The 22,888-nt window shown below is 70.2% G+C and carries 17 protein-coding genes; 11 read left to right on the top strand and 6 right to left on the bottom strand.

From position 1 onward, the window contains the following. Positions 1 to 132: 132 nt before the first annotated feature. Together ASD66_RS10445 and ASD66_RS10440 are read left to right on the top strand one after the other, a co-directional pair. Positions 133 to 1,320: an MFS transporter gene (locus ASD66_RS10445; RefSeq protein WP_056890898.1), complete on the top strand. Its 1,188-nt coding sequence runs from the start codon at positions 133 to 135 to the stop codon at positions 1,318 to 1,320. Further along, positions 1,317 to 2,621 (top strand): D-arabinono-1,4-lactone oxidase, encoded by a 1,305-nt coding sequence (locus ASD66_RS10440; protein WP_200949995.1) that lies wholly within the window; start codon positions 1,317 to 1,319, stop codon positions 2,619 to 2,621. The genes ASD66_RS10445 and ASD66_RS10440 overlap by 4 nt, the downstream gene beginning before the upstream one ends. Positions 2,622 to 2,740: 119 nt before the next feature. Here the strand turns inward: ASD66_RS10440 and ASD66_RS10435 are convergent, their stop codons facing one another. Then, entirely contained in the window at positions 2,741 to 3,367 is a 627-nt protein-coding gene (locus ASD66_RS10435) for a trimeric intracellular cation channel family protein (RefSeq protein WP_056890896.1), read from the bottom strand. A 178-nt stretch (positions 3,368 to 3,545) separates the two neighbouring features. On the opposite strand from ASD66_RS10435, the gene sepH reads away from it, so the two are divergent. Both sepH and ASD66_RS10425 read left to right on the top strand, forming a co-directional pair. Continuing rightward, positions 3,546 to 4,595 carry a septation protein SepH gene (sepH, locus tag ASD66_RS10430; protein WP_056890895.1) on the top strand — a complete coding sequence of 350 codons (1,050 nt, stop codon included), beginning with the start codon at positions 3,546 to 3,548 and terminating at the stop codon, positions 4,593 to 4,595. A 76-nt stretch (positions 4,596 to 4,671) separates the two neighbouring features. Then, entirely contained in the window at positions 4,672 to 6,675 is a 2,004-nt protein-coding gene (locus ASD66_RS10425) for an SDR family oxidoreductase (RefSeq protein WP_056890894.1), read from the top strand. A 6-nt stretch (positions 6,676 to 6,681) separates the two neighbouring features. Here ASD66_RS10425 and ASD66_RS10420 read toward each other — a convergent pair whose 3' ends face one another. Next, positions 6,682 to 7,491 carry a sulfurtransferase gene (locus ASD66_RS10420; RefSeq protein ID WP_056890893.1) on the bottom strand — a complete coding sequence of 270 codons (810 nt, stop codon included), beginning with the start codon at positions 7,489 to 7,491 and terminating at the stop codon, positions 6,682 to 6,684. Positions 7,492 to 7,567: 76 nt separating this feature from the next. Here ASD66_RS10420 and ASD66_RS10415 point away from each other — a divergent pair, with 76 nt between their 5' ends. The 3 genes from ASD66_RS10415 (at position 7,568) to ASD66_RS10405 (ending at position 10,258) form a co-directional block, all read left to right on the top strand. Continuing rightward, entirely contained in the window at positions 7,568 to 8,236 is a 669-nt protein-coding gene (locus ASD66_RS10415) for a thymidine kinase (protein WP_056890892.1), read from the top strand. Between the two features lie 102 nt (positions 8,237 to 8,338). Continuing rightward, on the top strand, positions 8,339 to 8,800 hold the full coding sequence (locus tag ASD66_RS10410; protein ID WP_056890891.1) for a hypothetical protein: 462 nt from the start codon (positions 8,339 to 8,341) through the stop codon (positions 8,798 to 8,800). A 66-nt stretch (positions 8,801 to 8,866) separates the two neighbouring features. After that, entirely contained in the window at positions 8,867 to 10,258 is a 1,392-nt protein-coding gene (locus ASD66_RS10405; protein ID WP_235530043.1) for a multicopper oxidase family protein, read from the top strand. Positions 10,259 to 10,264: 6 nt separating this feature from the next. Here the strand turns inward: ASD66_RS10405 and ASD66_RS10400 are convergent, their stop codons facing one another. The 3 genes from ASD66_RS10400 to ASD66_RS10390 form a co-directional block, all read right to left on the bottom strand. Beyond that, positions 10,265 to 11,383 (bottom strand): alkaline phosphatase family protein, encoded by a 1,119-nt coding sequence (locus ASD66_RS10400; protein WP_056677054.1) that lies wholly within the window; start codon positions 11,381 to 11,383, stop codon positions 10,265 to 10,267. Next, a complete protein-coding gene (locus ASD66_RS10395) occupies positions 11,380 to 11,979 on the bottom strand; it encodes a DUF5998 family protein (protein WP_056677051.1) in 600 nt (199 codons plus the stop codon). The genes ASD66_RS10400 and ASD66_RS10395 overlap by 4 nt, the downstream gene beginning before the upstream one ends. 88 nt (positions 11,980 to 12,067) lie before the next feature. After that, a complete protein-coding gene (locus tag ASD66_RS10390; RefSeq protein ID WP_056677050.1) occupies positions 12,068 to 14,770 on the bottom strand; it encodes a GNAT family N-acetyltransferase in 2,703 nt (900 codons plus the stop codon). Between the two features lie 91 nt (positions 14,771 to 14,861). Between ASD66_RS10390 and ASD66_RS10385 the strand changes: the two genes are divergently transcribed. The 4 genes from ASD66_RS10385 to ASD66_RS10370 all read left to right on the top strand — a co-directional run bounded on the left by ASD66_RS10385 (position 14,862) and on the right by ASD66_RS10370 (position 20,457). After that, positions 14,862 to 17,336 (top strand): DNA topoisomerase (ATP-hydrolyzing) subunit A, encoded by a 2,475-nt coding sequence (locus tag ASD66_RS10385; protein ID WP_056891429.1) that lies wholly within the window; start codon positions 14,862 to 14,864, stop codon positions 17,334 to 17,336. A 4-nt stretch (positions 17,337 to 17,340) separates the two neighbouring features. Then, entirely contained in the window at positions 17,341 to 18,051 is a 711-nt protein-coding gene (locus ASD66_RS10380) for an LppX_LprAFG lipoprotein (protein WP_056890890.1), read from the top strand. A gap of 4 nt (positions 18,052 to 18,055) precedes the next feature. Then, positions 18,056 to 19,819 carry an MFS transporter gene (locus tag ASD66_RS10375; protein ID WP_235530042.1) on the top strand — a complete coding sequence of 588 codons (1,764 nt, stop codon included), beginning with the start codon at positions 18,056 to 18,058 and terminating at the stop codon, positions 19,817 to 19,819. Between the two features lie 143 nt (positions 19,820 to 19,962). Then, positions 19,963 to 20,457: a beta-class carbonic anhydrase gene (locus ASD66_RS10370; RefSeq protein ID WP_056677044.1), complete on the top strand. Its 495-nt coding sequence runs from the start codon at positions 19,963 to 19,965 to the stop codon at positions 20,455 to 20,457. Between the two features lie 216 nt (positions 20,458 to 20,673). Here the strand turns inward: ASD66_RS10370 and ASD66_RS10365 are convergent, their stop codons facing one another. Beyond that, positions 20,674 to 22,701 (bottom strand): DNA gyrase/topoisomerase IV subunit B, encoded by a 2,028-nt coding sequence (locus ASD66_RS10365; protein WP_414858572.1) that lies wholly within the window; start codon positions 22,699 to 22,701, stop codon positions 20,674 to 20,676. Positions 22,702 to 22,888: the final 187 nt, after the last annotated feature.

The raw sequence follows: 22,888 nt of genomic DNA, 5'->3' as shown, positions 1-22,888 counted from the left end.
TGTCCCGAGAGAGATGGCGTGGATCACACGGCCTTCCGCAGGCTAGAGCTGAAAAACCGGGAGCCGCAAGGGCACCTCGTCTGACAGGCTGCGCAGTGACGTCCCACCCCCGTGAGCCCGAAGGACCAACCGGTGCTGTCCTCCTACCGCCGCGTGCTGGCCACCCCCGGCGCCTGGCAGTTCAGCCTGAGCGGGTTCGTCGGCAGGCTCCCGATCTCGATGGGCAGCCTCGGCATCGTGCTGCTCATCTCGGCGAGCACGGGCTCCTACGGGTTGGCCGGCACGGTCGCCTCGGCGTACCTCTTCTCCAACGCGGTCTTCGCAATCCTGCAGGGGCGCCTCGTCGATCGCTTCGGCCAGCACGTCGTGCTGCCGGTGGCGCAGACACTCTTCACCGTCGCGCTGTCCCTGATGATCTGGGCGGTCGAGGCAGACGCGAGCCGATTCGTCGTGCACGCCCTGGCGGTCGTCGCCGGGGGTGCGCTCCCGCAGGTCGGCGCCTGCGTGCGGGCCCGGTGGTCGCACGTGCTCCCCGACGGCCGCTCGGTGCAGACCGCGTACGCGCTCGAGGGTGTGGTCGACGAGGCGCTCTTCGTCACCGGACCCACCGCCGTGACGTTCCTGGCCACGGCCTGGGACCCGGTGGCCGGACTGGTCACCGCGATGACGTGCGGCCTGGCCGGCACCTTGGCCCTGGCCGCGCAGCGCCGTACCCAGCCACCGTCGCGGGCACACCACGCGAGCAGTGGCGACCGGCCGCCGATGCCCTGGCGCACCGTGGTCCCGCTGGCCGTCATGTGCGTGGCCCTGGGCGTGGTCTTCGGCTCCGTCGAGGTGATCACCGTGGCGTTCTCCGACGAGCAGGGCGCCAAGCAGTGGGCCGGGCCCCTGCTCGGGTTGTGGGCACTGGGCAGCCTGGTCGCCGGCCTGGCCAGCGGCGCGGTCAACTGGCGCACTCCCCCGGACACCCGGGCCCGCTGGGGCGTGCTCGCGCTCGGGCTCACGATGGTGCCGCTGGCCTTCGTCGGGTCGATGGCCGTGATGGGCGGCTTCCTGCTGCTCGGCGGCATGGCGATCGCACCGACCCTGATCGCCACCCTCTCGGCCACCGAACGCGCCGTTCCGTCCAGTCGCCTCACGGAGGGCATGGCGATCCTGCACACCGGCCTCGGTGTCGGGGTCGCGCCCGGCGCGGCACTCGCCGGCCTGCTGATCGACGCGCACGGCGCCTCCCCGGCGTACGTGGTCCCGGCCGCAGCCGGTCTGCTCGGCGCCGCGGCGGCATGGAGTGCGCGGGCACCAGTAACCTCCTCGCCATGACGCAATGGCGCAACTGGTCAGGCCTGGAGTCGTCCGACCCCGCGGACGTCGTGACGCCGGCATCGGTGGCCGAGGTGGAGGCGGCGGTGACCGACGCCGCCGAGCGCGGCAGCACGGTGAAGATGGTCGGCACCGGCCACAGCTTCACCGGCATCGCCGCACCCGAGGGCGTCATGCTGAGTCCCGCCGCGTTGAGCGGGATCCTCGCCGTCGACCGTGACGCGATGACGGTCACCGCGCTCGCCGGCACGCCCCTGTACGTGCTGAACAGTGAGCTGGCCCGCCTCGGGCTCTCGTTGCACAACATGGGCGACATCGCCGAGCAGACCCTGGCCGGCGCCACCAGCACCGGCACGCACGGCACCGGTGGCATCAAGGCGTCGCTGTCGGCGCAGGTCTCCGGCCTCGAGATGGTCGTCGGCGACGGCACGCTCGTGCGCGCCTCCCGTGACGAGAACCCCGACGTGTTCGCCGCCGCCCGGCTGGGCCTGGGCGCGCTCGGCGTGCTCACCTCGCTGACCTTCGACGTCGAGCCGCTCGGTGTGCTGGAGGCCCACGAGCAGCCGATGCTGTGGGACGAGGCGTTGGCCCGGTACGACGAGTTCGTCGACGCCAACCACCACTGCGACATGTACTGGTTCCCGCACACCGACCGCATGCAGGTCAAGGTCAACAACCGCCTCGACCTCGAGCCCGACGAGGCCGAGCCGCTGTCCCGCTTCCGGGCCTGGCTCGACGACGACTTCCTGTCCAACACCGCCTTCGCCGGGGTGAACGCGCTCGGCAATCGGGCCCCGGGCCTGGTGCCCCGGCTCAACGAGCTCTCCGGACGACTCCTGTCCGAGCGCACCTACAGCGACGTCCCGCACCGCATCTTCACCTCCCCGCGCCGCGTGGTGTTCCGCGAGATGGAGTACGCCCTCCCCCGCGAGACCGGACTGGCCGCGCTGAGGGAGGTGCGTCGGCTGATCGACGCCTCCGACTGGCGGATCAGCTTCCCGGTCGAGGTGCGGATGACTCCGGCCGACGACCTGACCCTCGGCACGTCGTCGGGCCGCGACTCGATCTATCTCGCCTTCCACGTCAACCGCCGTACCGACCACACGGCGTACTTCGGCGGCGTCGAGGAGATCCTGCGCGCCCACGACGGGCGGCCGCACTGGGGCAAGGTGCACACGCGTACGGCCGACGACCTGGCGCCGGCGTACCCGCGCTGGCAGGAGTTCCTCGACCTGCGCGACCGGCTCGACCCCGACCGGCTCTTCACCAACACCTACCTGCGTCGCGTCCTCGGCGACTGAGACTCGCCCCGCCCGCCGCGAGTAACGCGGGGTTACGGTCGCTCCACACGCGTCGTGACGCGGGTGAACCGTCGACACCACCGCACAAGTGCCGCCGTACGACGGACGCGGCGAAGCGTTCAGACGCTCGCGGAACCGCGCGGCATCGGAGCCTGCCAGTTGCGTCGCAGTGCGACCAGCCGCCAAACCAGGCAGAGCAGACCACCCGTCGATGCCACCACCCAGATCGGCTGGTCGTACTGGTGGAGCACGGCTGCCACCGCCGCCCCGGCCAGGGCGGGCGTGGCGTAGAGCTCGCCCCGGAAGACGACCGGCACGCGGCCGGCGAGCACGTCGCGGGCCATGCCGCCGCCGATGCCGGTGACCATGCCCATCAGGGCTGCCGGCGCCGGTCCGAGGCCGTGCTCCATGGCCTTGATCGTGCCCGTCACGCAGAACAGCGACAGGCCGAAGGCGTCGAAGACGTTGACGTAGGGCTCCATGCGGCCCAGCGCCGGGTGCTGCACGAACGTGATCAGCCCGGCGGCCACCGGCACGATCAGGTAACGCCAGTCGGCCAGGGCCGCCGGTGGGGTCGCGTCGATCAGGACGTCGCGCAGGAAGCCGCCGCCGAGCCCCGTCGTGCCGGCCAGCACGAGCACGCCGAACAGGTCGAGCTGCTTGCGTACGGCGACCAGGGCACCCGAGATCGCGAAGACGAAGATGCCGATCAGGTCGAAGGTGACCAGCAACGGCATGGAGGACATGAGCGGAGTTTAGAGGGTTCACGGATGACGGGTGGCCCCCATCCGCGAGCGCTCTTCATGGCGCTTCCCGGCGACGGATCACGGGGCGCGCCGCCTGCGCTGCGACCCGGCGCCACGCCGCTGGCGTAGGCTCGGCGCGACACCGGAGACGAACGGGACGAGACGACAAGGATCAGCAATGGTGCAGCTCACGCTCGCAGGATTGAGCGGGGACAAGAAGCGCCTGCTGCTGGTCAGCGACTCGGGCGAGGAATACTCCCTCGTCATCGACAACAACCTCCGGGCCGCCCTGCGCGGCGAGCACGCACGACTCGGCCAGTTGGAGATTCAGATGGAAAGCACGCTCCGCCCCCGCGACATCCAGGCCCGCATCCGCGCCGGGGAGTCGCCTGAGTCGGTTGCCCAGGCAGCGCACACCACTGTCGAGAAGATCCTGCCGTTCGCCAACCCGGTGCTCGCCGAGCGCGCCCACGTCGCCGAACGTGCCCAGCGTGCGTCCGTACGCCGCAAGGCCGGCGACCAGGGCGCCCGCACCCTGGGCCAGGCCGTGGCCGCCCAGCTCAGCCCGATGGCCCTCTCGACCGAGATCGTCGACTGGGACTCCTGGCGCCGCGAGGACGGCCGCTGGACCCTCACCGGCACCTACACCGCCGGCAAGCGCAAGGGCACCGCCCAGTTCACCTTCGACGCCCCCGGCAACTACGTCGTCGCGGAGAACGACGACGCGCGCTGGCTGGTCGGCGAGCCCACCTCCGCGGCACCCAAGGCCGCCCGCCGTGACGATCTGCAACAGGCCCGGAAGCGCCGACTGTCCGCCGTACCCGAGGAGGAGCTGCCCCTCGGCGACGATGCGATCGAGCTGGCCAACGAGGCCACCGCGGTCGACCCCGACGAGTCCACCGTGGACCTGACCGAGACCGCCCAGCAGGTCCGTGACGTCGAGGCAGCGCCCGATCCCGACGCCGAGCCCGAGGCGCCGGTCGACGCCGACGACCGCGAGGAACCCAGCCTCTCCCCGACTCCGGAGCCGCTGGCCGACGAGCCGGCCGCCCACGCAGCCCACACCAGGGACACCGAGCCGGTTGAGACCGCGGAGCCCGGCTCCGAGGAGCCCGCAGCACGAGAGGCGGAGGCCGAGCAGCCAGCGCCACGCAAGCCCCGCAAGAAGGGCCGGGCCTCGGTGCCGAGCTGGGACGAGATCATGTTCGGCGGCGGCAAGTCCGAGTAGTTACCTTCGAGTAACATTCGCCACATGTCGGCCCGGACCATGTCCCTGCGGGGGATTTCGGGACTAGTCTCCCGCCATGTCGTATTTCGTGACCGGGTCCACCGGGTTCATCGGTCGATTCTTCGTCCAGGAGCTGCTCGACAACCGCGAGGGTGAGATCTTCGTGCTGTGCCGGGAGAGCTCGCTCCCCCGGCTCGAGCGACTGATCAGCCGTTGGGGCAGCGATCGGGTCACCCCGGTGATCGGTGACCTCGCCTCGCCCGACCTGGGCGTCGAGCCCGAGTGGATCACGGCGAACACCGGCAAGGTCGAGCACTTCGTGCACCTCGCCGCGATCTACGACATGACCGCCGACGACGCGACCAACGACGCGATGAACGTCGACGGCACGCGCTACGCCCTCACCCTCGCCGAGACCCTGGGGGTCGGCTGCTTCCACCAGGTCTCGTCCGTCGCGGCCGCCGGCAGCCACCACGGCACGTTCGACGAGACCATGTTCGACGAGGGCCAGGCGCTGCCCTCGCCGTACCACCGCACGAAGTTCGAGTCCGAGAAGCTGGTCCGGGAGTCGAGCGTCCCCTGGCGGGTCTACCGTCCCGCGATCGTGGTCGGCCACTCCGAGACCGGCGCGATGGACAAGATCGACGGGCCCTACTACTTCTTCCCGTTGATGAAGCGGCTGCGCGACGTGATGCCGTCGTGGATTCCCATGCTGGGCGTCGACCTCGGCGACACCAACGTCGTGCCGGTGGACTACGTCGCCAAGGCGATGGACCACCTGGCCCACGTCCCGGGGCACGACCGGGAGGCCTTCCACCTGGTCAACCCCGAGCCGCAGCCGGTCGTCGAGATGATCAACACCTTCTGCTCCGCAGCCGGTGCGCCCCAGTTCGCCCAGCCGATCGGCCGGTCGGTGACCTCGCGCCCACTCGGTGCCCTGCCCCGGTCGCTGCGCCCGCTCAACCTGGCCAACTCCGCGATCCGCAGCGCTCCGGTCCAGGCCATGCTCAACCAGACCGTGGGCCGCCTGGGCATTCCCGCGGAGGTGCTCGCGCACAGCTCCTTCGAGGCGACCTTCGACTCCCGTCGCACCGAGCAGGCCCTGGCCGGGTCGGGCATCTCGGTGCCTACGCTGGAGTCCTACTCGCGACTGCTGTGGAACTACTGGGAGGAGAACCTCGACCAGACCACCGCCCGCGACGCCGACATCCGCAAGGCGCTGGAGGGCAAGCACGTCGTGATCACGGGCGCCTCCTCCGGCATCGGGCAGGTCACCGCGCTCAAGGTGGCCCAGGCCGGCGGCATCCCGGTGCTGGTGGCCCGCGGCAAGGAGAAGCTCGAGGACCTCAAGATCACCATCGAGATGCGCGGCGGCACCGCCCACGTCTTCCCGTGCGACCTCTCCGACCTCGAGGCCATCGACGACCTGTGCGAACGTCTGAGCAGCCAGCTGCCGTCGGTCGACTTCCTGGTCAACAACGCCGGGCGCTCGATCCGCCGCTCGATCAAGCTGAGCCACGACCGGTTCCACGACTTCGAACGCACCATGCAGCTCAACTACTTCGGTGCGATCCGGCTGATCATGGGCCTGTTCCCGACGATGCGCGAGCAGAAGAGCTCCCACATCGTCAACATCAGCTCCATCGGCGTACAGACCAGCCCGCCGCGGTTCTCCGCGTACGTCGCGTCGAAGGCCGCGCTCGACGCCTGGAGCAATGTGGTGTCCTCCGAGGTCGTCGGGGACGGCATCACGTTCACCAGCATCCACATGCCCCTGGTGAAGACGCCGATGATCGCGCCGACCAAGCTCTACGACAAGTTCCCGACCATCTCACCCGCCCAGGCCGCCGACGTGGTGATCAAGGCGCTCGTCGAGAAGCCGCATGAGCTGAACACCATGCTCGGCAACGCCGGGGCGGTGGCACACACCGTCGCCCCGAAGGCGTCGTTCCGGTTGCTGAACATGGCCTACCACGTGTTCCCCGACTCGGCGGCCGCCCGCGGCACCGACGCCGAGGGTGGCAAGCGCGAGAGCGAGCAGGTCATGCTGGCCCGCCTGTTCAAGGGCATCCACTGGTAGCAGTGGTCAGCCGGTCTCGACCGGCCGCTCAGGGTCGGTGATCCAGCCGCTCCACGAGCCGGGGTAGAGGGCAGCTCGCACGCCGGCCAGCTCGAGGGCCAGTACGTCGTGGGCCGCGGTCACGCCCGACCCGCAGTACGCCGCCACCTCGGCACCAGGAACCGCACCGACCTCGGCGTAGACCTCACGGAGCTCATGGGGATCGCGGAAGTGACCGTGGTTGTCGAGGTTGCGCACGGTCGGCACGTTGACCGCGCCCGGGATGTGACCGGCCACCGGGTCGATCGGTTCCACCTCACCCCGGAAGCGCTCGGGGGCACGGGCATCGACCAGCACGGAGACCGCCGGCACCTCGTCAGCGTCGACGACCGGCATCGCGTCCGGCGTACCGGCGAAGTCACCGGGGACCGGCCTGACCGGTCCGGTCCCGACCGCACCGCCGGCGGCCACCCAGGCCGGCCAGGCACCGTCGAGCAGACGTACGTCGGGGTGTCCGTAGTGCCGCAGCAGCCACCAGGCGCGCGCCGCCGCGTGGCCGGACCAGTCGTCGTAGACCACGACGGCACGGTCGTTGCGCACCCCGGCCCGACGCATCGCCTCGACGAACACGTCCGGTTCGGGCAGCGGGTGCCGACCGCCCTCCCCGGGCGGAGTGGCCAGGTCGAGGTCGAGGTCGACGTACGCCGCACCGGGGACGTGCCCGGCCTCGTGCTGCTCTCGTCCGGTCGGATCGCCGAGGCGGTAGCGGACGTCGAGCAGCGTGACCTCACGCAGGCATTCCTGCAGTTCGGAGGCGGTGATCAGTGGGCCGGTCATGGCGTCCATCCTGCCGGTTCCCCGGTCGGCATGCCCACCGGGACGGCGTCCGTGCAGCGTGGCATCATTGCGCCCCGTGGCTGAACTTCACTTCTTCACCGGGACCATGGACTCGGGCAAGAGCACCTTGGCGCTCCAGACGAACCACAACCACGCGGCCAGGGGTCGGATCGGCCGGATCTTCACCACGCACGACCGCTCGGGCGAGGCGTTGCTCTCCTCCCGGCTGGGGCTCACCCACGAGGCGCTCGAGGTCACCCCGGAGTTCAACTTCTGGAAGTACGTCGTCGACACGCTCACGCAGGGCGGCCGGATCGACTACCTGATCTGCGACGAGGCACAGTTCTACTCCCCCGAGCAGATCGAACAGCTCGCCAAGGTCGCCGACGAGCTCCAGATCGACGTGTTCGCCTTCGGCATCCTCACCGACTTCCGGTCACGTCTCTTCCCCGGCAGCGCCCGACTGGTCGAGCTGGCCGACCGGATGAACGTGCTGCAGGTCGAGGCGCTGTGCTGGTGCGGCAAGCGCGCCACCCACAACGCCCGCACCGAGAACGGCGCGATGGTCACCGAGGGCGACGTCGTGGTCGTGGGCGACGTCGAGGCGGTCGACTCCCCCGACAGCGGTGGACCGGGCGCCGACGTGGCCTACGAGGTGCTCTGCCGCCAGCACCACCGACGCAAGCTCACCGCGGCCAGGGCCAAGGCCGTCTCTCTCGCCCCCGACCCCCTCCCCTTCGGCTGACCCGTCGTACCCGATTCGGGCCAGCCCGTTCGGGCCATGTTCCCCGGCGCCGGATGACGCCATGCTGTCCCCACCAGGATCTTCCTGTCGCGAGGGGGCATCATGCGAAACGCATACCGGGTACTGGCCTATCTGATCGCCCTCGAGGTCGTGATCCAGGCGAGCGCGATCGCGTGGGCGTTCTTCGGCTTCGGCAAGTGGATCGAGGACGGCAACGTCTTCAACAAAGCGACGCTGGACTGCGACGACTGCGGTTGGAACTTCTACGCCGAGCGGGGGTTCATGATCCACGGGCTGAACGGCGCCATGATCATCCCGGCCATCTCGCTGATCTTCCTGGTCGTCTCGTTCTTCGCCAAGGTCCCGGGCGGGGTCAAGTACGCCGGCATCCTCTTCGTCCTGGTCATCATCCAGTCCCAGGTCCTGCCCGGGCTCGGCCACGAGTACCCGATCTTCGGTGCCGTGCACGGCCTGAACGCACTCCTCGTGTTCGGACTCGCGGTGGTCGCGGGGCACCGCGTGGCCTCGACTCGGGCCGAGGAACCCGTGCCGATGGCCGTCTAGGTGGTCCCCGGCGCGTTGCGGTCCGGCCGGTTGCGCCTGTTGGTCGCCACGGTCGCCACCCTGGCCGTGGCTGTCCCCATCGCCTGGATGTGGGAGAACAGCCTCGTCCCGGACACCTACGACATGGCCACGATGGGCTACCACGACTACGGTGGCGGCTCGCACGGCCACCGACACGACCACCAGCACGACCACGCCGGGACGGCGGTGGCCGACCTGGTCGAGGAGTCCGGGCGACCGGCCGACGTCTCGGTCACCCTCACGGTGCGCCGGCAGGACGGCCGCTACACGGTCAACGGCACCAGCCCGGGTCCGACGATCCGGGCCACCGTGGGCGACCTCGTCCAGGTGCGACTGGTCAACGAGAACATCGGCGACGGCACGACCCTGCACTGGCACGGGGTGGACGTGCCCAACGCCATGGACGGCGTGGCCGGCGTGACCCAGGACGCGGTCATGCCGGGGGACGACTTCGTCTACCGGTTCGTCGTCGACCGGGTCGGCACCTACTGGTACCACTCGCACCAGGTCTCCCACGAGCAGGTCCGCAACGGCCTGTTCGGTGCTCTCGTGGTGGACCCGGAGGACCCCGATCCGGCAGTGCTGGACCGGACCGTGCTCCTCCACGAGTACGGCACCCGGGCCACCCTCGACGGACGCCCCGGCACCACCGCGGTCGACGCCCTGCCCGGCCGGCCCGTCAGGCTGCGGGTGGTCAACACCGACAACGTCGCGCAGACGGTCTGGGTCACCGGCGCGGCCTACGAGGTGTGGGCCGTCGACGGCACAGACCTCAACGGCCCCGAGCCCGTGACCGGAAAGGGGATCGAGGTGACCGCCGGAGGTCGCGTGGACCTGGGCTTCGTCGTACCCCCGGGCGGTGCCCGCGTCGACTTCGGAGGTACGACGGCACTGACCCTCGGTGGCGACCCTTCCGGAGGCCGGGAGGCCGAACCTCCCGGAGAGCTCATCGACCTCCTGGACTACGGCGAGCCGACCGGCACCGGTCTCGACGCCGGCCACCCGGACCGTGAGTTCGACTACCGCATCGGTCGGCGCCTCGGGTTCCTCGACGGCAGGCCGGGGCGCTGGTGGACGATCAACGGGCACATCTTCCCGAACGTCCCGATGTACATGGTGGACGAGGGCGACGTCGTCGTCTTCCACATCGACAACGGCAGCGGCGAGCCCCACCCGATGCACCTGCACGGGCACCACGTGCTGGTGCTGTCACGCAACGGGGAGCCGGCCACCGGCAGCCCGTGGTGGGTCGACTCCCTCGACGTGGCCACCGGGGACTCCTACGACATCGCGTTCGTCGCCGACAACCCCGGACTCTGGATGGACCACTGCCACAACCTCCCCCACGCGGCGGAGGGCCTGGTCACCCACCTGATGTACACGGATGTCACGTCCTCGTTCTCGATCGGAGGGCGCACGGACAACCATCCGGAGTGACCCGCCTCAGTCGATGATGATGGGGATGGTCATCTCGTCGGGGGTCAGCGAACCGTGCAGGCCGACCAGGGTGTTCTCGTAGGCGAAGTCGCGTGTGGAGACCACGGCCGCGTCGCCGCGGCAGGCCACCATCACGTCGCCGAGCCGGCTGCGCACCTGTGACTCGACGGAGCCGAACCAGCCCTTGGCGATCACCTCGTCGCGGGTCAGCACGTCGGCACGGTCGCCCAGCACGCCCTGCCACGTCGCCACGAGGTCGTCGACCGCGCCGGGCCGGCAGTAGAGGTGCCGGAACCGCGCCTCGCCTCCCATCAGGGCCAGGCCGTCACGGAGCTCGAGGTGTTCGTCGACGTCGACCCGCGCGGACATCGGGCTGTCGACCATGCCGTGGTCGGCCACCACCAGCAGGCGCACGGAGTCGGGCAGCGACTCGCGCATGTGCTCGGCCTCGGCATCGATCATGGCGAGCTGCTGGAGCCACGCGGTCGAGGCCACGCCGTGTTTGTGACCGGTCCAGTCGAGGTCGCCGTCGTACACGTAGGTCAGCGAGGGCGCCCGACCGGAGGCACCGACGACGGCCGCGATCCGCTCCCCCGCCTTGTCGGCGCCCAGGTATTCCGCGCCGCGGTGCGCGGCGCGGGTCAGGCCCGAACCGTCGAAGGCCCGCTTGTTCACCGACGCGACGTGTACGCCGGACGCGGCCAGCCGGGCGAACGCCGTCGGGTGCGGTTGCCACTCGACCGGGTCGACGTCCTGGTCCCAGAAGAGGTGGTTGAGCAGCTTGTCGGTGCCGGGGACCCGCGCGGTGAACCCGACCAGTCCGTGCTGACCCGGCGTGAGACCGGTGCCGAGCGAGGTCAGTGAGGTGGCCGTCGTCGACGGGACGCCGGCGGTGCCCGGGGTGCCCGCGAGCTCGGCGAGGTACGGCGCCGCGTGGGCGTAGCGCTCGAGGAGCCGCTGGCCGAGCCCGTCGATCAGGAACACCACGTAGCCGGCGGCGTCGGGGAGCTCGAGGTCGCTGGGACCGTCACCGTCGAGGGGCGTGCCCAACGCGCGGGCGACCGCCGGAACCACGTCGCCCAGCGAGCGCCGGGAGTACGCGGGCTCGACGAACCCGGAGGTCACGACGCAGGCGAGGCGTGCGTCGCCGCCGACAGTTCGGCGGCGAAGGCCAGCAGGGAGGTCACCGCGTCATGTCCCTCGGCGGCGGCCGAGACGCGCAGGGAGAAGTCGTCGGAGGCGAGCAACCCGGTGTAGCCGTGATCGGCCTCGCAGTCGGGGTCGGCGCACCCGGCCGGCTCGAGGTCGATGCGCCCGACGCCGCCCCAGCCCACGGTCACCACGGCCTCGGCGGCCGGCTGCGGCCCCGACGTGGGGTTCGCGACCATGCGGGTGACCACGACGGAGCGGACCGACGACAGCGCGATGGCCTCGGTGGAGGTCGACGTGTAGGGCTGCGGGAGCAGGTCGTCACCGGCGTGCTCGTCGGTGTGGGCCAGGATCAGCCGGCTCGGGGTGAGGACGACGACCGTGATGTGGCGGCGCACCTCGTCGCGCTCGATCGTCGGCTCGTGGTGCACGTAGAAGGAGACCACCTGCTCCCCGGCGACGGCCGCGTTGACCCCGTCGGCGACCACTTCGGGGTAGTAACCGGTGCGGTCGATCGCGGCCCTCAACGCGGCGAACGTGTCGGAGGGGTCGGTCAGTCCACGGTTGCGCATGGTCTGAGTCTGTCACGGTGCCGGAGCGCACGCGCACTCGATCCGGCACCGATGTGGAAATCGGGGCAGGGGCTCGCCGGATCGGGGCTCAGTCGGGGATGGTGTCCTCGACCTGCGCGCTGAGTCGGCGTACGAACCAGTCAGAACGCAGGTCGGCCATCGGCTCCACGCGCGCCTCTGCGGAGAGCACGGTGGCGCTGCTGCGTCCGGCCAGCACCAGGGACAGGTCGATGGACCGCAGCTGCGGGAAGTCGTTCTTCAGCCGAGCCACCAGCAGGATCAGCTCCTCGATCCGGTCGACGTCGACGACCTCGCTGCCGCGGTAGCCGAACAGCATCGGAGAGCTCTTGATCTCGCGGGTCATCGCGCGGGCGTCGTGCAGGTTCAGCGGCGGGATGCGGTAGGCCTTGTCGCCCACGAGCTCGGTCAGCGGCCCGGTGATGCCGAAGGAGATGACCGGGCCGAAGAGCGGGTCCTCGACCGCGGCGATCCCGACCGGCACACCCGGCGGAGCCGCCTTCTGCACGACGAACTCGGCCGTCGACGGGTCGCTGATCACCTCGCCGAGCTCACGCCAGGCCTCACGCATCTCGGTCTCGTCGTCGATCCCGCGCCGCACGTGCGCCAGGTCGGGTCGGTTGCGCAGGTGCTCCGCGGTCGCCTTCAGCACGACCTCCCAGCCCAGGTCGACGCCGGCCGCGACCGCCTCGTCGACGGTGCCCACGGGTCGCGGCTCCCAGAGCTCGATGTTGTAGGCGGCGAGCAGGTCGCGCAGTTCGGGGAACTCGAGGTTGCGGCCCTCGGGGCTCTTCATCAGCACCGAGTTGACCAGCTTCTTGGCGGTCAGCGTCTCGACGTCGGGCACGTGGTCGTCCTCGCCCTGGGGCGTGCGCAGCCACACGGCGTACTCGACGACGTGGGCCAGGGCCCGCACCGCGGACTCGACGGCCGGGTAGGACGGCACCGATCCGCGGCCGGCGGTCGAGCCGGCGACGTCGGGCACGCGCAGCAGCTCGGGCACGCCTTCGGCGCCGAGGAAGGTCGACACCAGGGGCTTGTCGGACTGCTCGCCGACGGCGGCCAGCACGTTGGCGACCTCCTCGCCGCTGACGTTGAGCGGCGGGATGTAGACCGCCACGACCGAGTCGACGTCGGGGTCGTCGATGGCCGCGTCGAGGGCGTCCTCGAAGTCCTCGGCGGTGGCCTCGGCACCCAGCGCCACGGACTTGCTCACCACCAGGCCGACCGAGGCCGCGGCGTCGGTGGCCAGCAGGCCGAGTGCGTCGGAGTTGCCGACCACGGCCACCCGGCGTCCGACCGGCAGCGGCTGGTGGGCCAGCAGCTGGGCGACGTCGAACATCTCCTCGAGGGTGTCGACCTGCATGATGCCGGCCTGGCGGAACATCGCGTCGACCGACTGCTGCGGCGCCGCGATCGTGCGCACGGAGTGGCCCATCGGGACGCCCTGGGTGGTGCGCCCGGACCGCACCGCCACGATCGGCTTGCGGCGCGAGACGCGACGGCAGATACGGGAGAACTTGCGCGGGTTTCCGATCGACTCCAGGTAGAGCAGCACGACCTCGGTGGAGTCGTCCTCCTCCCAGTACTGCAGGAGGTCGTTGCCCGAGACGTCGGCACGGTTGCCCGCGCTGACGAACGTCGAGAGCCCGAGGCCACGGTTGTAGACCTTCTCCAGGATCGCGGAGCCGAGCGCGCCCGACTGGCAGAAGAACCCGGCACGACCGCGCGGCGGCATCAGGCCCGACAATGAGGCGTTGAGCGAGATCTCGGGGTCGGTGTTGATCACGCCGAGGCAGTTCGGGCCGATCAGCCGCAGACCGTAGGACCGGGCCAGGCCGACCAGCTTGCGCTGCCGGCGACGGCCCTCGTCACCGGTCTCGGCGAAACCGGACGAGATCACGATCAGGCCGTGCACGCCCTTGGCGGCGCAGTCGAGGACGACGTCCTGCACGGACGTGGCCGGTACGGCGACGATCGCGACGTCCACCGGACCGGGGATCTCGGTGACCGAGGAGTACGCCGGCAGCCCCGAGACCGCCTCGGAGGTGGGGTTGACCGCGTAGACCACGCCGGTGAAGTCGCCGGTGATCAGGTTGCGGACCAGCGCCTGGCCGATGGTGGTCTGGCGGCGACTGGCTCCGACGACCGCGACGGAACGGGCGTTGAAGAACTTCTCGATCGAGGCGGACTCGGCGCGGTGCTCGCGGTTCTCCATCACCCCGATCGCGGTGGGGCTCGGGTCGATGGGGAACTCGAGGCTCATCACGCCGTCCTCGAAGCCGCCGACCACGTGGTAGCCGGCGTCCTTGAAGGTGCTGATCATGCGCCGGTTGTCGGGGAGCACCTCGGCCACGAAGCGCTCGACCCCGAGCTCGCGACCGGCCTGCGCCAGGTGCTCGAGCAGGACCTGCGCGATGCCGCGGCCGTGGTGCTGGTCCTCGACGAGGAAGGCGACCTCGGCCTCGCCCGGCTCGATCACGTCGAAGCGGCCGACGGCGATCATCTTGTCGGCCAGCATCATGACCAGGGCGTTGCGGCGTACGTAGTCGACGTTGGTGAAGCGGGCGACGTCCTTCTCGGACAGGTTCGGCATCGGCGAGAAGAAGCGGTAGTACTTCGACTCGTCGGAGACCCGCGCGTAGAACTCCACGAGGAGCTCGGCGTCGGACGGATAGATCGGCCGGATGTGCGCCGTACTGCCGTCCAGGAGCAGGACATCGGCGGCCCAGTGCCTGGGCGGCTTCGGCGCGGCGGTTCCGGAGACGGTCACGGCTGAAATCTAGCCTGTCCGGGAAGGGTTGTAGCACGCAGGCGGCGTGGCCAGTGCGATTCCGCGAGGGCGAGCGTGAAGAATGGCCGCCATGGCACGACGTACGACGCAACCACCCCTGCCCGACGACTTCGAGGAGCACATCCTCGACATCGACGTCGGCGACGAGATGCGTGCGTCGTTCCTCGAGTACGCCTACTCGGTGATCTACTCCCGCGCGCTGCCCGATGCGCGCGACGGGCTCAAGCCGGTGCAGCGCCGCATCCTCTACACGATGCACGACATGGGCCTGCGTCCCGACCGGGGCCACGTCAAGAGCGCCCGCGTCGTCGGTGAGGTGATGGGTCGCCTCCACCCGCACGGCGACTCGGCGATCTACGACGCCATGGTGCGGATGGCGCAACCGTGGTCGATGCGGGTGCCGTTCATCGACGGGCACGGCAACTTCGGCTCTCCCGACGACTCCCCCGCCGCCATGCGCTACACCGAGGCCCGCATGGCGCCGGCAGCGGTCGCGATGACCACCTCGATCGACGAGGACACCGTCGACTTCAAGCCCAACTACGACTCCCGCGAGCTCGAGCCTTCGGTGCTCCCCGCGGCGATCCCGAACCTGATCGTCAACGGCACCACCGGCATCGCGGTCGGCATGGCCACCAACATCGCGCCGCACAACCTGATCGAGGTCGTGCAGGCGCTGCGCCACCTGATCACCCACCCTGCGGCGACCGTCGACGACCTGATGCGGTTCATCCCCGGCCCCGACCTGCCCACGGGCGGCAAGATCGTCGGGCTCGACGGCATCCGCGACGCCTACGAGACCGGCCGCGGGGTGTTCAAGATGCGGGCCACCGCCCGGGTCGAGAACGTCACGGCCCGCCGCAAGGGCATCGTGGTCACCGAGCTGCCGTACGGCGTGGGCACCGAGAAGATCATCGAGCGGATCAAGACGCTCGTGCAGACCAAGAAGCTCCAGGGCATCTCCGACATCAAGGACCTCACCGACCGTCAGAAGGGCCTGCAGCTGGTCATCGAGGTGAAGAACGGCTTCCACCCCGAGGCCCTGCTCGAGCAGCTCTACCGACAGACCCCACTCGAGGACTCCTTCGGCATCAACACCGTCGCCCTCGTCGAGGGCCAGCCCCGCACGCTCGGACTCAAGGAGCTGCTCGAGGTCTTCCTCGGCCACCGCTTCGACGTCGTACGCCGCCGCACGGTCTACCGCCGCGGCAAGGCGGCCGACCGGCTGCACCTGGTCGACGGGCTGCTGATCGCGATCCTCGACATCGACGAGGTGATCCAGGTGATCCGCGGCTCCGACAACGCGGGTGCCGCGAAGGAACGCCTGATCGACATCTTCGACCTCTCCGAGATCCAGGCCGACTACATCCTCGACATGCCGCTGCGCCGGCTCACGAAGTTCAGCAGGCTCGAGCTCGAGAAGGAGCAGGAGGAGCTGCGCCGCACCATCGAGGAGCTCGACGCGATCCTGGCCGACGAGAAGCTGCTGCGGAAGGTGGTCTCCGACGAGCTGGCCGACGTCGCCAAGACCTACGGCACCCCGCGCCGCACGGTCCTCCTCGAGTCCTCCGGTGTGGCCGCCAAGGCGACCGCCACGCCTCTCGAGGTGGCCGACGACCCGTGCCTGGTCTTCCTCTCCTCCACCGGGCTGCTGGCCCGCACCAACGGCGACGACGCGCCCGGCACCGGCGGCGGACGCGCCAAGCACGACGTGATCGTCTCCGCCGTGCGCAGCACGGCCCGCGGCGACGTCGGCGTGCTCACCAACCGGGGTCGCGTCGTGCGCCTCGGGGTGCTCGAGCTGCCCACCCTGCCTCCGACCGCCAACGACCCGCACCTCAGCGGCGGGCTGCCGCTGAGCGAGTTCGTCTCGCTCGAGTCGGGCGAGCGCGTGCTCGGCCTGACCTCGCTGTCCGGTGAGGGCCTCGGCCTGGCACTGGGCACCCGCAACGGCGTGGTCAAGCGGGTCAACCCCGACGTCCCGAACAAGGACGACTGGGAGGTCATCGCGCTCAAGGACGACGACGAGGTGGTCGGCGCCCTCGAGCTGGGCGACCCCGAGGCCGAGCTCTGCTTCATCACGACCGACGGCCAGCTGCTGCACTTCGCCGCCGACCTGGTGCGCCCCCAGGGCCGATCCGGTGGCGGCGTGGCCGGCGTACGCCTGGCGATCGGCCAGCAGGCGGTGTGGTTCGGCGCGGTCACCGGCGACGCCGTCGTGGTCACCTCGTCGGGGTCCAGCACCGCGTTGCCCGGCACCGAATCCGGCTCGGTCAAGGTGACGTCGTTCGAGGAGTACCCCGCCAAGGGACGCGGCACCGGCGGCGTGCGCTGCCACCGCTTCCTCAAGGGCGAGGACACCCTGGTCTTCGCCTGGGCCGGACCGACTCCGGCCCGCGCCGCCGCCGCCAGTGGCTCTCCGATCGACCTCCCCGAGGCGACCGGCCGCCGCGACGGCTCCGGCGTACCGGCTTCGCAGCCGATCGCGGCCGCCGCCGGCCCGGTTGCCTCCCGGTTTGACCCCGTGACCCCTGTGGAAGGCTGAGCCCATGTTGACGAAGCGACACGCCCTGACTTCGATCGTCCTCGCGGCCGCGCTCGCCCTGACCGGCTGTGCGGGCGACGACAAGGACGACCCGATCAGCAAGGACAACAAGCCCGACGAGGCACTCGCCCTGGCGAAGAAGACCCTCGACGAGACCTCCGGGGTGAAGCTCGCGCTGACCTCGAAGGGCCTGCCCGACGGCGTGTCCGGCCTCAAGGACGGCGAGGGCATCGGCGTGCACCCCGCCGGCTTCGACGGCAAGTTCACCGCTTCGCGCAGCGGCCTGACCGTGCCGGTCGACGTGGTCGCGCTCGACGGCAAGGTCTGGATGGACATCCTCGGCGCCGGGTTCTCCGAGGTCGACCCGGCCGACTACGGCGCCCCCGACCCGGCGGTGCTGATGGCCGAGGAGGGCGGCGTCTCCGACCTGCTGGTCGAGACCGGTGACCTCGAGCAGGGCGACGACGTCCGTGGCGGCGACGACAACAGCGAGGTGCTCACCGAGTACACCGGCACGCTCGAGGGCGACCAGGTCACCCGCATCATCCCGAGCGCCGAGGGCACCTTCGACGTGACCTACCAGATCAACTCGGACGGCGAGCTGCGCCAGGTCGACATCACCGGCCAGTTCTACCCCGACGTGGACTCGATGTCCTACACGATCAAGCTGACCGACTACGGCAAGTACGACGAGTCCGACGTCAAGGCTCCCTGACGCCGTGGGCGGCGACCCGCGAGAGGCCCCTGACGGCACCACGGCGCGCAGGGGCCTGCTCCTGCTCGTCTTCGCCTCCGTCGCGGTCGCGTTCGCGGCCGCCGACACGTACGTCGTGGTCCTCGCCCTGCCCGAGATGATGGGCACCGCGAAGATCCCGATCTCCGAGCTGCAGCGCGCGGCCCCGATCATCTCCGGGTTCCTGCTCGGGTACGTCGCGATGCTGCCGCTGATCGGCCGGATTGCCGACCTCCGCGGCCGGGTTCCGGTGCTGGTGATGTCGCTGGCCGTCTTCGCGGTCGGGTCCCTGATCACCGCACTGGCCTACGACCTGCCCAGCATGGTCACCGGCCGGTTCCTCCAGGGCGTCGGCGGTGGCGGGCTGGTGCCGGCCACCCTTGCCCTGGTCGCCGACATCTACCCCGCCGAGCGCCGCGGGCTTCCCCTCGGCATCGTCTCCGGCGTCCAGGAGCTCGGCAGCGTCCTCGGTCCGTTGTTCGGCGCGCTCGTCCTGGCGTTCGCACCGTGGCAGTACATCTTCGCGATCAACCTGGCCGTCGGCGTCGTGCTCGCCCTGGCCATCCGGGCGGTTGCCGGCGGGCACCATCCGGAGTCGACGCCACGACCCCGGGGGCTGCCCGACCTGATCGGGTTGCTGGCGGCCGTCGTGGCCACCGTCGCCGCGGCGATCGCGATGACCCGGCCCGGCGAGCTGCAACGCGACCTGACGTGGGGGCAGCTGTTCATCCCCTACACGGGCGACGGGCGCTGGCTGACCCCGATCGGCGTGATCGCCATCGGTGCCGGACTCGTGCTGCTGCTGCGCTGCCTGTTCGCGCGCCGGCCGCTGGTCGACGTACGCGCCTGGCTGCGCCACCTCGTCGAGGCCGACCTGGTGGGTGCCCTGCTCCTGGCCGTGGCACTCGGCGGCGTGATCCTCGCCTTCGCCACCGCCGACCCCGAGGTGCAGGTCTTCTCCGAGCAGGGCCCGTGGTACCTCCTCGGTGCGGCGCTCGCCACGGTCGCCTTCCTGATGCACCTGCGCCGTGCCGAACGCCCGCTGATCCCGCGCGGCGCGATCACCGACCGGCCCGCCTGGGGCTCGCTGCTGGTCAGCTTCTTCATCGGCTCGGCCCTGATCGCGGCACTGATCGACATCCCGATCTTCGCCCGCACCACGATCTACCGTGACTCGCAGCTGCTCTCCGCCCTCGTGCTGGTGCGGTTCCTGGTGGCGCTGCCCGTGGGCGCGGTGATCGGCGGCTACCTGACCCGTCGCTGGTCGGCCGGGTTGGTCACCGCGGTCGGCATGGTCGCCGCGGCGGCGGGATTCCTGCTGATGACCCGCTGGGACGAGAACGCGCTCGAGCACCCGACGGCGAACGTGGCGCTGGTGCTGGCCGGATTCGGTTTCGGGCTGGCCCTCGCCCCGGTCAACGCGGCGCTCCTGGCCAGCACCGCCGATGCGGTGCACGGAGTTGCGTCGGCCCTGGTCGTGGTGGCCCGCATGATCGGCATGCTGGTCGGCATCTCGGCGCTGACCACGATCGGCGTCCGCTGGTTCTACCAGGCCAACCTCGACTGCCTCGACGACCATCCCGGCAAGACCGGCTACTGCGGCACCCAGGCCGCCCTCGCGCAGGAGCACACGGTCTTCTTCGGCGCCGCGGGGTGCGCACTGGCGGCCGCCGTACTCGCCCTGTGGCTGTTCCGCGGGGCCCAGACCCGCGGCATGGACACCCGTGAGCTCCTCCGCGCCGCCGGCTGACCCACGAGCCTGCAGTTCTTGATGCGCGAACCGTGGATTCTTGCGTCGCGAGCCGTGGATTCTTGATGCACCAACCGTGACCTTCGTCCCACATTTGCGACCCTGCGCACGACGACCGTGCTGGCTCCGCTAGGTTGAAAAACGTGAGCGATTTCGATGACCTGTTGACTGCCAACCGTTCCTTCGCCGATGACTTCCAGCTGGGTGGCTTCGACGGTGTGGCCCATGCCGGCGTCGCCATCGTGACCTGCATGGACTCGCGCATCGATCCGCTCAACATGCTCGGCCTCAAGGCCGGCGACGCGAAGATCTTCCGCAACCCCGGTGGCCGCATCACCGAGGCCGCCCTCGAGGCACTCGTCCTCGGCGTCCACCTGCTCAACGTCGACCGCATCCTGGTGGTCCCGCACACCCGGTGCGCGATGGCCAGCAAGAGCGAGCAGGAGCTCCGCGAGGCGATCAGCAAGTCGGCCGGCCAGGATGCGTCGTGGCAGTACTTCCACGTCGTCGAGGACCAGGTCGCCAGTCTGGCCGCGGACATCCGCGCCCTCACCGCGCACCCGCTGATCCCTGACACGGTCAAGGTCGGCGGGTTCATCTACGACGTCGACACCGGCCTGCTCGAGCAGAAGTTCTGACCGGCCGCTGTCGGTGAGCCCCGGCGTACGCCGACAGCGCCTGCACCGACGGCGCGCGTACGCCGACAGCGGACCGTCCGAGATGCAGTTCGCGATCCCAGCCGCGCGTTGACGCTCAGGCATCGCCGGCGCAGGCCGAACTGCATGTTCCACGGTCCGAGGGACCGTGGGCGGAGCCGCACCTGGCGCCACGCCGCGTGACCGTGCCGCGCTCGGTCAGGCGTCGAGTGACTCCACGTCGACGTCGTAGGCGCCTTGCACGATGAACTCCTTGCGCGGTGCGACCTCGGAGCCCATCAGCAGCTCGAACACCTTGGCGGCCGCGTCGGCGTCGTCGACGGTGATCCGGCGCAGGGTGCGGTGGCGGGGGTCCATGGTCGTCTCGGCCAGCTGGTCGGCGTCCATCTCTCCGAGCCCCTTGTAACGCTGGACCGGGTCCTTCCAGGGGACGTTCTTGCGCTTGAGCTCGGCGAGCTTGCGCTGCAGCTCGGCGTCGGAATAGGTGTAGACGTATTTGTCCATGCCCTTCTTGGGCCGGGTGATCTCGATGCGGTGCAGCGGGGGCACAGCGGAGTAGACCCGGCCCTGCATGACCAGGTCGGGCATGTACTTGAAGAACAACGTGGCCAGCAGGGTGCGGATGTGGGCGCCGTCGGAGTCGGCGTCGGCCATGAAGATGATCTTGCCGTAGCGCGTCGCGTCGATGTCGAACGTGCGACCGGAGCCGGCGCCCACCACCTGGATGATCGACGCGCACTCGGCGTTCTTCAGCATGTCGCCGACCGAGGCCTTCTGGACGTTGAGGATCTTGCCGCGGATCGGCAGCAGGGCCTGGAACTCCGAGTTGCGGGCCAGCTTGGCCGTGCCGAGCGCGGAGTCCCCCTCGACGATGAAGAGCTCGCTGCGGTCGACGTCGCTGGAGCGGCAGTCGGCCAGCTTGGCCGGCAGTGCCGACGACTCGAGCGCGTTCTTGCGGCGCTGGGTCTCCTTGTGCTGACGGGCCGCGATGCGCGTCTTGGAGGCACCGACGACCTTCTCCATGACCAGCTTGGCCTGCGCCTTCTCGGCCCGCTTGGTCGAGGTCAGGAAGTTCTTCAGCTCCGCGGCGACCACCTTGCGTACGACGGTGCGCGCGGCCGAGGTGCCGAGGATCTCCTTGGTCTGGCCCTCGAACTGGGGCTCGGCCAGCCGCACGGTGACCACGGCGGTCATGCCCTCGAGCACGTCGTCCTTGATCACGTCGGCGTCGTTGACCTTGAGTGCCTTGGAGGCGCGCATGACGTCGTTGAAGGTCTTGGTGATGGCCTGCTCGAAGCCACTGACGTGGGTGCCGCCCTTGGGAGTGGCGATCACGTTCACGTAGGAGCGCAGCGTCGTGTCGTAGCCCATGCCCCACCGCAGGGCCACGTCGACGCCCAGCTCACGCTCGACCTCCTGCGGGGTCATGTGACCCGCGGCGTCGAGCATCGGCACGGTCTCGGTGAAGGTGTCGCTGCCCTGGAGGCGCAACACGTCGGTCACCGGGTCGCCCTCGGCGAGGAACTCGGCGTACTCGGCGATGCCACCGTCGTGACGGAACTTCTCCTCGACCGGGTCGGGGCCGCGCTGGTCGCGGATCACCAGCTCGAGTCCGGGCACGATGAACGACGTCTGCCGGGCGCGCGTGATCAGGTCGTCGTAGACGTAACCGGCGTCCTTGGTGAAGATCTGACGGTCGGGCCAGAACTGGATGCGGGTGCCGGTCTTGCCCTTGGCCACCCGCTTTCCCTTGCGGCTCAGGCCGGACTTCGGCTCGAACTTCGCGGTCGGCGAGTCGCCGTCGAACACGCCCGGGATGCCGCGCTGGAACGAGATGCCCTGGGCGGACGGCGCCCGGTCGACGTCGATGTCCATGCGTGAGGAGAGCGCGTTCACCACCGAGAGCCCGACGCCGTGCAGGCCGCCGGTGGCGACGTACGAGCCGCCGCCGAACTTGCCGCCGGCATGGAGCTTGGTGGCCACCACCTCGACACCGGGGAGGCCGGTCTTGGGCTCCTTGTCGGTGGGGATGCCGCGGCCGTCGTCGTACACCTCGACGGAGCCGTCGGGGTGGAGGGTGACCTCGATGCGCTGGGCCACTCCGGCCAGCGCCTCGTCCACGCCGTTGTCGATGATCTCCCAGACGCAGTGCATCAGCCCGCGGGTGTCGGTGGAGCCGATGTACATGCCGGGCCGCTTGCGGACCGCCTCGAGTCCCTCCAGCACCAACAGGTGTGCTGCGTTGTACGTGTTGTCGATGACAGGTTCCTAGTCGCTCGTCCTACTCCCCCGAATCTATCCCGAGCGACTCCGCGACACGCACTGCCACGCCTGTGAGACGCCACGAGGTGTCCCAAATCGTCGGGCTGCCCGGCTTTCACCCGCCCCCGGCCTATGTTTGAGGCGTGGACCC

This window comes from Nocardioides sp. Root151, from assembly GCF_001427925.1.
Classification (GTDB): Bacteria; Actinomycetota; Actinomycetes; order Propionibacteriales; family Nocardioidaceae; genus Nocardioides.
The sequence above is the reverse complement of the archived record's forward strand: the minus strand, read 5'-3'. Positions and strand labels throughout refer to the sequence as shown.